At 62.4% G+C, this 14,233-nt stretch carries 16 protein-coding genes; 5 read left to right on the top strand and 11 right to left on the bottom strand.

The genetic code is table 11. From position 1 onward, the window contains the following. Positions 1-139: 139 nt before the first annotated feature. Complete coding sequence (locus tag QO034_RS17875; RefSeq protein ID WP_284486895.1) at positions 140-724, bottom strand: TetR/AcrR family transcriptional regulator; 585 nt, start codon at positions 722-724, stop codon at positions 140-142. A 107-nt stretch (positions 725-831) separates the two neighbouring features. On the opposite strand from QO034_RS17875, the gene QO034_RS17870 reads away from it, so the two are divergent. Further along, positions 832-1,296, top strand: a complete 465-nt coding sequence (locus QO034_RS17870; protein ID WP_284486894.1) for a (2Fe-2S)-binding protein — start codon at positions 832-834, stop codon at positions 1,294-1,296. 4 nt (positions 1,297-1,300) lie between these two features. Further along, positions 1,301-3,541, top strand: a complete 2,241-nt coding sequence (locus QO034_RS17865) for a xanthine dehydrogenase family protein molybdopterin-binding subunit (protein WP_284486893.1) — start codon at positions 1,301-1,303, stop codon at positions 3,539-3,541. A gap of 5 nt (positions 3,542-3,546) precedes the next feature. Here QO034_RS17865 and QO034_RS17860 read toward each other — a convergent pair whose 3' ends face one another. The 3 genes from QO034_RS17860 to QO034_RS17850 all read right to left on the bottom strand — a co-directional run bounded on the left by QO034_RS17860 (position 3,547) and on the right by QO034_RS17850 (position 6,446). Continuing rightward, positions 3,547-4,089 carry a flavodoxin domain-containing protein gene (locus QO034_RS17860; RefSeq protein ID WP_284486892.1) on the bottom strand — a complete coding sequence of 181 codons (543 nt, stop codon included), beginning with the start codon at positions 4,087-4,089 and terminating at the stop codon, positions 3,547-3,549. 73 nt (positions 4,090-4,162) lie between these two features. Beyond that, entirely contained in the window at positions 4,163-4,933 is a 771-nt protein-coding gene (locus QO034_RS17855) for a gamma-glutamyl-gamma-aminobutyrate hydrolase family protein (RefSeq protein WP_284486891.1), read from the bottom strand. A gap of 235 nt (positions 4,934-5,168) precedes the next feature. Continuing rightward, positions 5,169-6,446, bottom strand: coding sequence for a 4-aminobutyrate--2-oxoglutarate transaminase (locus QO034_RS17850; RefSeq protein ID WP_284486890.1), 1,278 nt, complete (start codon positions 6,444-6,446; stop codon positions 5,169-5,171). A 150-nt stretch (positions 6,447-6,596) separates the two neighbouring features. On the opposite strand from QO034_RS17850, the gene QO034_RS17845 reads away from it, so the two are divergent. From QO034_RS17845 to QO034_RS17835, 3 genes are all read left to right on the top strand, one after another. Next, positions 6,597-7,163, top strand: a complete 567-nt coding sequence (locus tag QO034_RS17845; protein ID WP_284486889.1) for a cupin domain-containing protein — start codon at positions 6,597-6,599, stop codon at positions 7,161-7,163. A gap of 114 nt (positions 7,164-7,277) precedes the next feature. Next, positions 7,278-7,685 carry a PaaI family thioesterase gene (locus QO034_RS17840; RefSeq protein WP_284486888.1) on the top strand — a complete coding sequence of 136 codons (408 nt, stop codon included), beginning with the start codon at positions 7,278-7,280 and terminating at the stop codon, positions 7,683-7,685. Next, positions 7,682-8,365, top strand: a complete 684-nt coding sequence (locus QO034_RS17835) for a hypothetical protein (protein WP_284486887.1) — start codon at positions 7,682-7,684, stop codon at positions 8,363-8,365. Before QO034_RS17840 ends, QO034_RS17835 begins: the two co-directional genes overlap by 4 nt. On the opposite strand, the gene QO034_RS17830 is transcribed toward QO034_RS17835, so the two are convergent. From QO034_RS17830 to QO034_RS17800, 7 genes are all read right to left on the bottom strand, one after another. Next, positions 8,362-8,763 (bottom strand): c-type cytochrome, encoded by a 402-nt coding sequence (locus QO034_RS17830; protein WP_284486886.1) that lies wholly within the window; start codon positions 8,761-8,763, stop codon positions 8,362-8,364. The two genes, QO034_RS17835 and QO034_RS17830, sit on opposite strands and share 4 nt — an antisense overlap. A 14-nt stretch (positions 8,764-8,777) precedes the next feature. Continuing rightward, entirely contained in the window at positions 8,778-9,182 is a 405-nt protein-coding gene (locus tag QO034_RS17825; protein WP_284486885.1) for a c-type cytochrome, read from the bottom strand. A 170-nt stretch (positions 9,183-9,352) separates the two neighbouring features. Then, positions 9,353-10,036 carry an ABC transporter ATP-binding protein gene (locus tag QO034_RS17820; RefSeq protein WP_284486884.1) on the bottom strand — a complete coding sequence of 228 codons (684 nt, stop codon included), beginning with the start codon at positions 10,034-10,036 and terminating at the stop codon, positions 9,353-9,355. Continuing rightward, positions 10,029-11,315, bottom strand: coding sequence for a lipoprotein-releasing ABC transporter permease subunit (locus tag QO034_RS17815; RefSeq protein WP_284486883.1), 1,287 nt, complete (start codon positions 11,313-11,315; stop codon positions 10,029-10,031). The genes QO034_RS17820 and QO034_RS17815 overlap by 8 nt, the downstream gene beginning before the upstream one ends. A 91-nt stretch (positions 11,316-11,406) precedes the next feature. Further along, positions 11,407-12,258, bottom strand: coding sequence for a glycosyltransferase family 25 protein (locus tag QO034_RS17810; RefSeq protein WP_284486882.1), 852 nt, complete (start codon positions 12,256-12,258; stop codon positions 11,407-11,409). A gap of 55 nt (positions 12,259-12,313) precedes the next feature. Continuing rightward, a complete protein-coding gene (locus QO034_RS17805; RefSeq protein ID WP_284486881.1) occupies positions 12,314-13,417 on the bottom strand; it encodes a glycosyltransferase family 8 protein in 1,104 nt (367 codons plus the stop codon). Further along, a complete protein-coding gene (locus QO034_RS17800; RefSeq protein ID WP_284486880.1) occupies positions 13,414-14,217 on the bottom strand; it encodes a hypothetical protein in 804 nt (267 codons plus the stop codon). The genes QO034_RS17805 and QO034_RS17800 overlap by 4 nt, the downstream gene beginning before the upstream one ends. Between the last annotated feature and the right edge of the window lie 16 nt (positions 14,218-14,233).

The raw sequence follows: 14,233 nt of genomic DNA, 5'->3' as shown, positions 1-14,233 counted from the left end.
CGCCTTTCTTGCCCGGAACGAGGGGTTCGATGCGCGCCCATTGCGCGTCTGTCAGGGTTCGTCTGCTCAAGACCGCCTCCGTTTTCGATCTTGAATCAGAAACTTGCCAGCAAGGGAATCCCTTTAATGAAGACGCCGCCTAGCGGTCGGCGGCAAGCCCCTGCCCGATCAGGCGGGCGAGGATCGTCAGGCGCGCCCTGACCGTGGCGAAATCGGACCCGTTCGCCTTGACCCCTTTCAAAGCCGCCGCGATCGTGCCGGCGACCTGCTCCGCCGGTTCCGGCAGGCGGATCCTGCCGTTCGTGGCGGCGCGACGCAGCCAAGCCGCGTAGAGCGCCGCCAGCCGCGATTCCCCCGCCGCCTTGATGTCGGCCGCCATCGCCACGCCCGTGTCCAGCAGCTCCATTCCGTGCGGCGAGGTCAACATCGCCTCCATGGTATCGCCGAGCTGGGCGTCAAAGGCTGCGGCCAGAACGGAATCCGGCGTCGCATCGCGCCTCAACGCCACGGCGACAGCATCGGCTGCGGTGTCATAGTAGTGCTGCACCAGACTGCGGAAGATGTCGTCCTTGTTGCGATAATGCAAATACACCGCCGGGCGCGACATGCCCGCGCCGCGCGCGATGTCATCCATCGATGTCTTGCGATAGCCATAGGTGGCAAAGGCCTGCCAGGCCGATTGCAGAATGGCGTTTTGCTTGTCCTGAACCGCAGCGTCTTTCATGCTCACTGGCCTGACATTCTCCGCCGGTTTTGTCAATTCTCTATTGACAAAATGACAAAATACGATATTTTTGTCAGAACTCATCCCAAGCCGGAACGGGGCATGCCATGACAACATCACTCACGATCAACGGAACAAGGCACCAGGTGGATCTGCCCGACGATGTGCCGCTGCTTTGGGTGCTGCGCGATGAAATCGGCCTGACCGGAACGAAATTCGGCTGCGGTGTCGCCGCCTGCGGCGCCTGCACGGTCCAGATCGACGGCGAAGCGGTGCGCAGCTGCCAGGTGACGCTGTCCGATGTCTGGGGCGATGTCACGACCATCGAAGGTCTGGGCACACCGGACGCAATGGCCACGATCCAGCAGGCCTGGGTCGATCACCAGGTCGCGCAATGCGGATACTGCCAATCCGGGCAGATCATGCAGGCTGCGGCGCTGCTGGCCGAAAACCCCGATCCGACCGACACCGAAATCGACGATGCGATGCAGGGCAACCTGTGCCGCTGCGGCACCTATACCCGCATCCGGGCCGCCATCAGGGCCGCATCCGCCAAGATGAAGGAGGCCTGAACCCATGTCGCGACTCGGAACAATCGCCCGCCGCACCTTTCTGATCGGCTCGGTCGCCATCGTCGGCGGCGTCGCCTTTGGCGTTTATACGCTGCGCAAGCCGGCCCCCAATCCGCTGGCGCCGACGGAAGGCGAAACCGCGCTCAATCCGTTCATCCTGATCGACCGGCAGGGCGTCACGCTGATTTCGCCCCGCGCCGAAATGGGCCAGGGTGTGCACACCACCTGGGCCGCCCTGATCGCCGAGGAACTCGATGTGGCGCTGCAAGACGTGCGGGTGCTGCACGGCCCTGCCGCCAAAGCCTATTACAACACCGCCATGATGGCGGATATCCTGCCGAACAAGGGTTACGACATCTCCGGGTTCCAGCATGCGGTGGGTGAAGCGCTCGGGGTGCTGGGAAAGCTGGTCAATCTGCAGATCACCGGCGGATCCACCTCGATGAAGGACGGTTTCGTGCGGATGCGCGAAGCGGGCGCGACAGCGCGCGAGACGCTGAAACAGGCGGCCGCCAACCGTCTTGGCCTGTCGCGCGACCAGCTTCGCACCGAGGCCGGCCAGGTCATCGCGCCGGACGGAACCGCCCTGCCCTATTCCGACCTCGCGGCGGAGGCGGCGGATATCGACCCGCCCGCCGTCACCCTGCGGGATGCGCGGGAATGGCAGCTGCTCGGCAAATCCCTGCCCCGAGTCGACATGGTGGCCAAGTCCACCGGCACCGCGGAATTCGGCATCGACATTCGTTTGCCGGGACTGAAATTCGCGGCGCTCAGGATCAACCCGCACCTGGGCGGATCGATGATCGGTTTTGACCCGTCCTCCGCGATCGACATGCCGGGCGTGGAAAGGATCGTCGATCTTGGCAACGGGGTCGCGGTGGTCGCCAGAAACACCTGGCTCGCGCAGCAGGCGGTCGACGCGATAGAGGTCGACTGGGACGTCTCTCCCAACCCGCCGGACACTGACACGGTCTTCGCCCGGATCGCCGAAGCTTTTGATACGGATGAAAATTCTGCCATGCGCGACACGGGCGACGTGGGCGAGCCACCCGAAGGCGCGACCGAGTTATCGGCCGAATACCGTGCGCCCTACCTCGCCCACGCCACGATGGAGCCCATGAATGCGACGGCGCTTTTCACCGGGAACGCGCTGGAAATCTGGTGCGGCAACCAGTCGCCGACCTTCCAGCAGTCGACCTGCGCGGAACTGGCCGGTCTGGATCCGGATGCCGTGAAGATCCACACGACCTTCATGGGCGGCGGCTTTGGGCGCCGCGGCGAACTGGACTTCGCCGCCTACGCGACGAAAATCGCCATCCAGATGCCAGACGTGCCGGTGCAGCTCACCTGGTCGCGCGAAGAGGACATGACCCACGACTTCTACCGTCCCGGCGCGATGGCCCGGTTCAGGGGCGCGGTCAAGGACGGCAAGGCCGTGATGCTGGATGGCCGGATTGCCGGGCAGTCGGCGGCGCGGCAAGCGATGAACCGATGGATCGGCCTGCCGCCGGCGGGTCCGGACAAGATTCACGTGGACGGCGCATTCAACCAGCCCTTCGCGATCCCGAACTACAGGGTCCGGGGCTATCTCGCCGATCTCGGCATTCCCGTCGGGTTCTGGCGCAGCGTCGGCGCGTCGTTCAACGGATTCTTCCATGACACGTTCATCGACGAAATGGCCCATGCGGCGGGGCGCGATCCGCTCGATTTCCGGCTGGAACTGGTGGAGGCCGAACACGCCCCGAGTGCCGCGACGCTCAAGGCGGTGCGCGACATGTCCGGCTGGACCGGCAAGACACCCGACGGCGTCGGGCGCGGCGTCGGCTTCACCTACAGTTTCGGCACCCCGGTCGCGCAGGTGATCGAAGTGATGGACGAGAACGGCACGATCCGCATCAGCAAGGCCTGGATCGCCTGCGACATGGGCATCGCGCTGGATCGCGGCATCGTCGAGGCGCAGATGATCGGCGGCATGGTCTACGGGCTGTCCGCGGCCTGCTACGAGGAAATCACCTTTGCCGATGGCGCGGTGGAACAGCGGAATTTTCCGGACTATGACGCGATCCGGATGCATACGGCACCGATTACCGAGGTCAGCATCCTGGAAACCAACACCTACATGGGCGGCGCCGGCGAACCGGGCACCCCGCCCGCGATGCCGGCGCTTGGCAACGCGCTTTTCGATCTGACCGGAACGCGCGCGCGCGAACTGCCGTTCCGCAAGACCTTCGACCTGCTGATCTGATGCTGTCAGCCCGCCCCGGCCTTCGGGGCGGGCCAGTCCCTCAGCAGGTCCGACAAGGCGGACCAGTCGGTATATTCCTTATCCGCGTGCGGATCGACGGTCTGCCCGTGTTGCGACGCCACATAGCGCATCGCGAGCGACTTGAAGAAATCATACTCGGAAAACCGGAAGGCCCCGGCAAGGTGGTGCGTCGCCCCCGGCGACCACCCCGCACGGTCGCAGAAGTCGGAAGCGATCCCGTCCAGATCGCGACGGTCGCCTTCATCCTGTCCCGCCGCCGCCAGCGAAACCACGAGGAACAGGGTCGGCATGCCGTTCAGCATTTCACCATGCGCCGTCACGAAATCCGACAGCTCGGCCTGAAGCCGGCCAAGGTGGACCGAACCGGCCACGATGACAGCGTCAAACACCGCGAGGTCGATCGGATCGGCCAGCGCGACCGGCAGCACCTCGGCGCTGTGGCCCTGCGCGAACAGGGTGTCGGCGCAGAACCGGGCGATCTTGCGGGTCTGGCCCTCGGTCGAGGCATAGCAGATCAGGACTTTCACCTTGCCCTCCCCCTTTGCGCGTCACCAGAGCGACCCTGGCGCAACGGGCAGCACAGGAACAACCGCGGGCCGGTCACGCCGATTTCTGAAGCGGCACCCGCGCCGACCATGCGCGCACCGCATCGCCAAAAGCCGTGAACAGCGGCCGCGACACCGGATCGTTCGCCGCGTCCCACTCCGGGTGCCACTGGACCGAGAGCGTGAACCCGGCGGCGCCATCCACATAGATCGCTTCCGGTGTGCCGTCGGGCGCGACGCCGTCGATGACGATGCGATGGCCGGGCTTCAGGATTCCCTGCCCGTGCAGCGTGTTCGTCATCACTTCGCTTGCGCCGAACAGACGGTGAAAGGTGCCGCCCCTGGTCAGGGTCACGGCATGGCGCAGGGCGAATTTCTCTTCCAGGGTGCCGTCCGGCGGCATGCGGTGATTCATCCGGCCGGGCAGATCGCGGATTTCCGGGTGGAGCGTGCCGCCCATCGCCACATTGACCTCCTGGAAACCGCGGCAGATTCCCAGGAACGGCTGGCCCCGCTCGACACAGGCGCGCACCAGCGGCAGGGTGATCGCATCGCGGGCCCGGTCAAACGCGCCATGCGCCTCGGTCGCGGCCTCGCCATATTCCTCAGGGTGGACGTTTGGCCGGCCTCCGGTCAGCAGGAACCCGTCGCAGGTTTCCAGCAGTTCCTCGACCGACAGGAAACGGGGGTCGGCGGGTATCAGCATCGGCAGGCAATCGGAGACTTCGGCCACCGCTTCGGAATTGTGCGTCCCGCCGGCATGCGCCGGATATTGATCGTTGATCAGATAGGAATTCCCGATGATTCCAACAATGGGTCGCGCCATGATCCTGCCCGTCGACTGCGTCGAATCGCAGTCTAGGTCACTGACCGATAGATGCGCAACCACATGGGCGGCGGCCCGCCCCGTTCCCGTTGGAACTCGCCCCGCCGTGCCCGAAATCGGGCATTGCAAAGAAACGTCGGTTGGGACCGCCACGCCAGACCCGGCGGTTCCACACTTGCCTGGCCGGATCGCCCTCGCACCTCTGAACGAAGGCGATCCGACCGGCGGACCAAGGCTAGTTGTTCTTCACGGCGTCGATAGAGGCTTCCAGAATGTCCAGGGCTTCCGAGAATATGCCGTCCTGCACGGTCAGCGGCGCCAGGAACCGGATCACGTTACCGTAGACACCGCAGGTCAGCAGAACCAGGCCCCGGTTCAGGGCCTCGGCGCGGATCGCGTTGGCCATTTCCGGGTTGGGTGCCTTGCCGTCGGCCGTGTTGAATTCCGCCGCGACCATGAAGCCCGGTCCACGCACATCCACCATCTCCGGCGTGCGTTCGCGGATCGATTCCAGACGCTGCTTCAGGCGTGAACCCAGTTCGTTGGCGCGATTGCAGAGGTCTTCTTCCTCGATCACGTCCAGCACCGCATTGGCGGCGGCGATGCCCAGCGGGTTGCCGCCGTAGGTTCCGCCAAGCCCGCCGGGCTGCGCGGCATCCATCAGGTCCTTGCGGCCGGTCACGGCGGCAAGAGGCAGCCCCCCGGCCAGGCCTTTCGCCATGGTCGTCAGGTCGGCGGCCACGTCGTAGCCTTCCATCGCGAACAGCTTGCCGGTGCGGGCAAAGCCGGTCTGGACCTCATCGGCGACCATCACGATCCCATGCTCGTCGCAAAGCCTGCGCAGACCGCGCATCAGTTCCGCCGGCGCCGGATAGAACCCGCCTTCGCCCTGAACCGGCTCGATGATGATCGCGGCGACGCGGCCAGGGTCCAGATCGGCCTTGAACAGCTTGGTCAGCGCGCCCAGCGCCTCTTGCGTCGAGGTGCCGTGCAGTTCGATCGGGAACGGAACATGATAGACGTCGGGCATCATCGCCCCGAACCCCTTCTTGTAGGGCATGACCTTGCCGGTCAGCGACATGCCCATGAAGGTGCGGCCGTGAAACGCCCCGCCAAAGGCGATGACAGCCGGCCGGCCGGTGGCGGCCCGCGCGATCTTGATCGCGTTTTCAACGGCTTCCGCCCCGGTTGTGACGAAGACTGTCTTCTTTTCGAAGTCCCCCGGCACCTTGTCGTTCAGACGTTCCGCGAGCCGGATGTAGTTTTCATAGGGCAGAACCTGGTGACAGGTGTGCGTGAACTGCCCCACCTGTTTCTGAACCGCCTCCATGACCTTCGGATGGCAATGCCCGGTGTTGACCACGGCGATGCCGGCGGCGAAATCGATGTAACGCTTGCCTTCGACATCCCAGACTTCCGAGTTCAGCGCCCGCTCGACATAGACCTGCGTTTGCATGCCGACCCCCTGAGCGATGGCGGCGTCGCGGCGTCTGGAGATTTCTGCGTTGGTCATCTCGCTTCCTTTCTGGCTGGTTGGGAGCACGAATCCCAAGGAATTTCCGGCCACCATAGGGTGTTCAAAATTATTGGAAAGGCTGTTTCTTGATACGGGCAACAGCCTGAAATACAACGATGGGATCGCAAATCGTTCAGGATAACAAACATGTTTGCCGGCATGGAGGAAGACAAGCAACTGGGCCTGCGCCTGAAGCTGTTGCGCGAAAGGTCGGGGCTGTCCCAGCGCGGCCTGGCAAAGGCGACAGGCGTGCCGAATTCCACGATCTCGCTGATCGAATCCGGCAAGATGAATCCCTCCGTCGGAGCCCTGCGCAGAATACTCGACGGGCTGGCGATAAGCCTGTCGGAATTCTTCGCTTTCCAGCCCGAGGCGGAGAAGGACGTTTTCTATGCGGCCGAAGATCTGCCGGAGATCGGCAAGGGCGGGGTGTCGCTGAAGCAGGTCGGGACCAGCCTTGCCGGCCGGGCGATGATGATCCTCAAGGAAACCTATGACATCGGCGCGGACACGGGCCGGGTCAAGTATGGACATGAGGCCGAAGAAGGCGGAATCGTCATCGAAGGGCGCATAGAGATCACCGTGGGCGATCGGCGCAAGATACTTGGGCCGGGGGACGCCTATTATTTCGACAGCCGCAATCCGCACCGGTTCCGGCAGGTTGGCCCACGGAAATGCGTGATCGTCAGCGCCTGCACGCCGCCGACGTTCTGATCGCCGACGGGAAGTCGACCGACCGCCCCGGTCGATCCTTTCAATTTCGGACGAACCGTCTCGACCTGTTCCGGGATTGGCCATAAGATTTCGCATGCTGTCTGAAAAGGTCATATGATGACGCCTGAAATCGCCCAGAAAATCCTGCAGGATAACTTCGCGGAATGGGTTCTGGCCCTCGACCTGACCGTAATGGAAATCGACTCCGAACATGCGTTGATCCGGATGCCCCTGGCCAGACATCTGGCGCGGATCGGCGGGATCGTGTCCGGTCAGGCGCTGGCCGCACTCGCGGACACGTCGATGGTGCTGGCCGCGATCGCCCATGCCGGAAGCTTCAGGCCCTTTGCCACCACCGATCTGCACACGCAGTTCCTGCGTCCGGTCGTCGGCACGGCCATTCTGTGCAACGCGCAGGTCATCCGGGCCGGACGCGCGCTGGTGTTTGCGAAAGCCGGGATGACCGAGGAAGACAGCGGCAAACCGATTGCGACCGCCAGCGCGACATTTTACGCCCCATGATCCTGCGTCTTTTCCTGATCCTTGGTCTCTTGACCGGGTGCGGTCGTCCGCTGACCGATACCGAAACCGAATTCGCGCACATGCTGCACGGCAGCGGCATCGACACGAACCGGGTGCGGCTGGTCGAAGGAGCCCCCGTCGCCGCCGTCACCTTTCGCCGCAAACCGCGGCCGCGCCTGGCCTGCCGGGAACGCATCCTGCCGCCCCTGAAGGACGAGATCGTCACCAGCAAACCCGCCGCCGTCACCCTGTTCAACCGGGTCTATTTCGTCCGGGACTGGTATCTCGACGACTACCTGAAAGATTATCCCGAACGCCTGAACCTCGTTGAATCCATGTTGCTGGCGCATGAACTGACCCATGTCTGGCAGTGGCAGAACCGGGAGCGCACCGGCTTCACGCCGCTTCTGGCCGCGGCCGAGCACGGCAGCGTGGACGACCCCTATCTCTTCGATCTGGACAGTGCCCCAGATTTCCTGAGCTACGGCTACGAACAGCAAGGGGCGATCGTCGAGGAATACGTCTGTTGCCGCGCCCTCGCCCCGGACGCAGCCCGCACGCACCGGTTGCACCGGATGCTGAAAGATGCCTTTCCGGTCGCCGATCTTCCGGGGGCGCGGCGGGAAAGCGACGTCTACCTGCCGTGGAAGGGGGTGGAATTGAAGGGGATCTGCGACTAAGGCACCTGGATGCTTTCCAGGTAGGCCAGCAGGGCGGCCAGCGGGCGCGGTGTCGGCGTCAGGGTGCCATCCACTTCGACCGGGACGAGATCGCCCTGGAGCAAAGCGCCAAATTCCGGCATCACTTCTTTTGAGTGCTTGCCGCGCGCATAGCCATCGATCTGCGACATGACCTGCGCCCGCGGAAACACACCGTCGTTCCGGGCCGCGATGCGCGTCAGGTCCGGGGCGATTTCCCCGCCGATAAGGCTCTCGCCGCCTTCGGCCCTGTATCCGTGGCAGGCCGCGCAATTGTCCGCGAAGAGCATCGCACCCTCGTTCGGACCCGGCATTTCGTCGACCGTGCAGGCGGCCATGAACGCAACGGTCGGAATCGTCGACAAGATCTTCCAGTTCATGCCGTTCTCCGGGTTCAGTTCGTCTGGATCGATTGCAGATACGTCAGCAGGTCGACAACCGGTTTGCTGGTCAGAATCGGCTGGCCGTTGGGCGCCTTGATCGACGTATCCTCGCCCTCAAAGAAGAACCCGTAGACGGGCATCGGGCTGCCGTGACTGACGAGAGGGTCGCGCCCGTCGATGCGTCTGACCACCCGTTCCATCGGAAACACCCCGTCGTTTCCGGCCGTCAGCATCGTCAGATCGACAGGCTGGACGAGCAGCACGCCCGCCATCGGCCCCTGACCGGACGCCTCGATCCCATGACAGGTGGCGCAATGCAGCCTGTAGATCTCGGCACCGGTCTGCGCGTCCTGCGCGGCCACCGGAAAAGCCGCGCAGGCAAGGGCTGCAATCAGGCTGTTTCGAAACTTGCTCATGTGGTCTTCTCCCGTTGAGATGGAGGTCGCGGCTTAGCGACAGGCTTTACCAAGGATCCCGCAGACGCAATGATTCAGATCAACGCGATGCCGTCAAGGTTTCGCGATGAATTCCCGATACCGCCGGATTTCGGCGCCTTCAACCGCGGCCGGCGGCGCAAGATCCCGTCTCAACCTTCCAGCAGCCGGCCGTTTTCCAGCCGCAGGACCCGGTCCATGCGCCCGGCCAGTTCAATGTTGTGAGTAGCAATCAAGGCGGACAGGCCGGTGTCGGAAACCAGATCCATCAGCACGTTGAACACCTGATCCGACGTGCCCGGATCGAGATTCCCGGTCGGTTCGTCTGCCAGCAGCAGGCGCGGTTCATTGGCGAGCGCCCGGCAAAAGGCGACGCGCTGCTGCTCGCCGCCCGACAGCGCGGCGGGCCGGTGATCGCTTCGCGCCGCGATGCCCACCCGATCCAGCAGGGCGGCGGCGCGATCCTTCGCGGCTTGCGGCGGCGTTCCGTTGACAAGTTGCGGCAGAAGGACGTTTTCCATCGCCGAAAACTCCGGCAGCAGGTGGTGGAACTGATAGATGAACCCCACGTCGCGCCGCCGGACCCCGGTGCGGTCCCGGTCTCCCTTGCCGGTCATGTCCCGCCCGCAGATCGAAATCCGGCCCGAATCCGGCAGGTCGAGCAGCCCCGCGATATGCAGAAGCGTCGACTTGCCCGCGCCCGATGGCGCGACCAGTGCCACGATCTCGCCCGGCGCGAGGGTCAGGTCCAAGCCATGCAACACCCGGACCTCGCCGGGCATTCCGCGTTTGTAGGTCTTGGCGACGGTTTCGAGCTTCAGGACCGGATCACTCATAGCGCAGCGCCTCGACCGGGTTCATGCGGGCCGCACGACGCGCCGGAAACAGGGTGACCAGGAAGGACAAACCGAGCGACAGGGCCACGGCGGACAGCACATCCGCCAGCTTCAGTTCGGCGGGAAGATTGTAGATGCCGCGGATCGACGGGTCCCAGACCCCTCCGCCCATCGCATAATTCACGAAAGAAAAGATCGGGTCGATATAGATCGCGAACAGGCAGCCCAGGATCACGCCCATCGCGGTTCCGATCAGCCCGGTGAAAGCACCGCAGATGAAGAAGACGCGCATGACAGAACCTTCGCTCAGCCCGATGGTGCGCAAAATGCCGATGTCGCGGCCCTTGTTCTTCACCAGCATGATCAGTCCGGACACGATGTTCATGGCCGCGATGAGAACGAGGATCGAAAGGATGATGAACATCACGTTGTCCTCGACCTCGAGCGCCCGCAGGAACCCGCCCGACGCATCCCGCCAGGTCCAGACAAGCGCGCCTTCGCCCGCGGCGCGCAGGATCTCAAGCGACAGGTCTTCGACCCTGTCCGGGTTCTCCACCATGACTTCGAGTTCATCCGCCACGCCTTCGCGGTTGAAATAGGCCTGCGCTTCGGCAAAAGGCATGTAGACGCGGGTGCGGTCGATATCGTAACGCCCTGCCGTAAACACATAGACGACCTCGTAGGCATTGACCCGCGGGCTTGTGCCGAAAGCCGTCTTGACCCCGTTGGGCGAAATGAGCTTGACCCGGTCGCCCACCGTGACGCCGATGCTGCGGGCCACACCGGACCCGAGCGCGATCCCGTCGCCGAATTTCGAAAGATCGCCATAGGACTGCTCGGCAGCCGCGATGCCCGGAAGGCTGGCGAGATCCTCGGCCGAGATCCCGAACACCTCGACACCGGCGTTGCGATCCTGTGCGCTGGCCATGACTTGCCCCTTGACGAGAGGGGCGACGCGCGTCACGCCCTCGACCTGCGCCACGCGGTCCGCGATCTCGCGATAGTCGCTCATGGTCCGGTCCACGCGGTTCTGATCGTTCACCGCGCCGGCGCTGTAGACGGTCACATGCGCGTTGGCTCCCAGGATCGTGTCGACGAATTCGGCGCGAAACCCCGAGCGCACCGCCAGCGTCGCAATCAGCGCGAAGACCGCCAGGGTGATGCCGACCAGGCTGATCCAGGTCATCACGCTGACCCCGCCCTCGGCCCGCCGCGCGCGCAGATAACGCCATGCGATCATCCATTCAAACGGGGCAAAGGGGGGCGTGTTCCGGGCCATGAGGACTCCTTTTGACGTATCCGGATACCTGATCTTCGGCGTTCCTATGGTCAAGACAGAATGAAATGTCACGTGTGAGGAAACATCCTGCTCAATTCAGGTAAGGGGGCAGCCCCGCTGCCAGTGTCGGGCGCCGTTTGGGTGTATTTCGATTCCAAAACCTACGTTGTAGCCGCTTCCACTCCTTCCACGCTCGGTAAGGTAAGGGCCCATTTTTCGCGCGGCTCCGGTCCTGGCGCTCGCGCAAACTGGCAGGTCCATCCGCCTTTTCCGGCACCTCGCAACACATGCGTTGCACAGCGACACCAGATGACAACTGGACGGGCTGCAAACCAGCGCGCGGCCGGAACACAAAGTCATCCAGTGTCTCGCAATAGGTCACACTGTCGGCCAGCAACCGCTCCGCCGCCGAAAGAGATAGCGCGTAGCAAGCGGCACTGGGCACCGTCTCGACGATCTCCCAAACTGTCCAGCCATTCATGGCGCACTCCGCACCATAGTGCCGATCCGCCGAGAATCCGTCCAGTTTGACAATCCCGAACCGCCTTGTATCGAGCGCCGCTGGCAGTTTCCGGAACTCGGGCGAAACCAGGATGTCATCCTCGCAGACGATGCCTTGCGCCACGCCGCTTTCGACAATCCTCCGCCACGCATTGCGATGGCTTTCGAACACTGCCTGCTCCGACGGCTTCAACTCCCAGCGATCCCGCCAGCTGTGCGGCGCATAGCCTTCACCCTGAAACCCCTCGACCCGTCCATCGACTGCCGGGAGGCGCTCGGCCTCAAATCCGAACTCGGCAAACTGGTCACGCACAATTTCCCAGCGTTCGGTCGCATCATCCAGCGAAATCACGATGGGGTGAAAAAGCGTTCCTGCAGGTACCGTTGTCTTGCCGCTTTGCGCGGGCAGATCATCTTCGGACACAACCTTCACGCCTTCCATGTTCCCGGACTGATTGCAAACCGCGCCTTCAAAGCACGGAGGTCTGACGCGGACATCAAGCCGCGATATCCGAACGCAACGTCTTGCCGTCAAACCGCAAGCATGTCGATGACCTCTCCACCGAGACTTCAGGGATATTGTCGGCAAATCGGCCTTCACGACGCGCCCGGTTCAGATAGTCCACCATAACCCTGGTGTTCTCAGCCCATTGGCGTCGCAGCTTACGTTCCTTTCGAGGCATCATGCCCATCTCAGACAGGCGACGCCGAAAGCGTATTTTCAGGCGCGAGAACAGATCGCGGCGTTGCGGGCGGCGAAACGCCGATGCCTCATATCCCAGATCGCTCAGCCCCTTGGTGAAAAAATCACATGCCACCTTGTCAAGGTCCCGTATGTTGGCCGCATGGCGGCCAAACCAGGGTTTGTCGCCCGTGCTAAAATGCGCAAAGATCGGAACCAGGTCTTTTTCAAGACCGAAATTCATGATCGAATACTGAAAATTGTAACGCGGCGAGAAATCTGTCCATTTGCCTTGCAAGTAACAGTTCAAGAAGTCCTGATCGAACATAGCGATCGTATCCTTGTACTTCGCCACATAGTTCGAGAGCTCTCGCGCCCAATCCGTCTGCACCCAAAGCTTGGGAGTCAGGATCAGCACTCCCGAATTAAAATATTCAAACTGCTCCACGCCGATCGAGCGCAACCATCTTTTCTTTTTTTCGGTGGGAGACAAACTGTCTGCGCCGCGTTTCGCAGTGGGTGCATTGTCCAGAGCCGCATAGTCCTGAACGCACCCCACTCCACCTGGCAAGGGTGCCTCCCACAAAAACGGGTCAGCCCGCATCGGCATGATATCCGCATCCAGATAGACCACACGGTCATAATCCAGCAAGAACTGCGGTGCGAAAATCCGCAGGTAGACCACCACGGGCCATTTGGCATCTGTCGGCAAATCCGACGGGGCACAAGGCGTCAGACGATTGAGGTGGTGATGTACCCTCAGATCTGTAAGATGCACCTTTGGCAGTTCTGTCAGAGTCGTATCTTCGACGAAGATGTGGATATCCGCGTCGAACAACCTCAGTAGTTCTTGGCTGATGGTTTCGCAAAGCGGGAAATACCCCCGGTCAACGACAAAATAGAAAGCATGGCGGCTCATGCTTTGGGTTCCGCATAAAGCCAGGACATCTTTTCGGCGCGCCACTCATCGAGGATCAATCCTTGTTCGAGCATCCGCAATTCGGCAAGTTCGGGGAAATCGTCAAAGACGCGGCCTGTCTCATTAATCAGTTCAATGTCGTGACTTGGCGAAAGCACGTCAAGCAACTGCTGGGTCACGCCTGGGCAGAACATGTCATGCAATTCGACTAGGAACAACGACCGTCTGAGCACGTCTTGCGGGAAACTTTCGATGCCTGCCTCGCAACCTTCGCAATCATAGATAAAGAGCACCTGCGCATCGTCTTGTTTCAGCCCCAGATCGCAAAGCGGATCCTCGCTGTCAAAACGGGTGAGGGAAGTGACCTCTACTCCATTCAGCTGACTGAACTCCTGGAGCACCGCAGTGGCCTTTTCGTCTATATCATAGGCGAAATAGCGAGGATTGGCGTTCCGCCGCGCCATACCGAGAACATAATATCCTTCAGAGGCGCCGATATTGACCACCGCTGCCAGCGGCAAGGTCAGGAGCGCTTCGATACGAGGATGCAACTGTTGCTCATAGGCACCAAGCAGTTTGGCTGCCACGTCATGATCGCTCCATGCCCCTTCTGCCGGCAAACGCAGCCCTGCAAACGGTCCACGTTGAACGACATAGTCGAGAGGTTCCGCAACTTCTCGCACCAGATTCAGTTTATGTGCCAACGCCGCATCAAAGAACCTTTGCCGGCGATACAACCCGCGTGTCTTGATGATTTCCAGGCCATGCCGGGCGAGGTACTTGTTTAAAGCTTTTCGCATGTAGATGTCCTTTCTC

The organism is Sedimentitalea xiamensis (genome assembly GCF_030164465.1).
Taxonomy (GTDB): domain Bacteria; phylum Pseudomonadota; class Alphaproteobacteria; order Rhodobacterales; family Rhodobacteraceae; genus Sedimentitalea; species Sedimentitalea xiamensis.
This window is presented reverse-complemented; position numbering and strand designations above follow the sequence as displayed.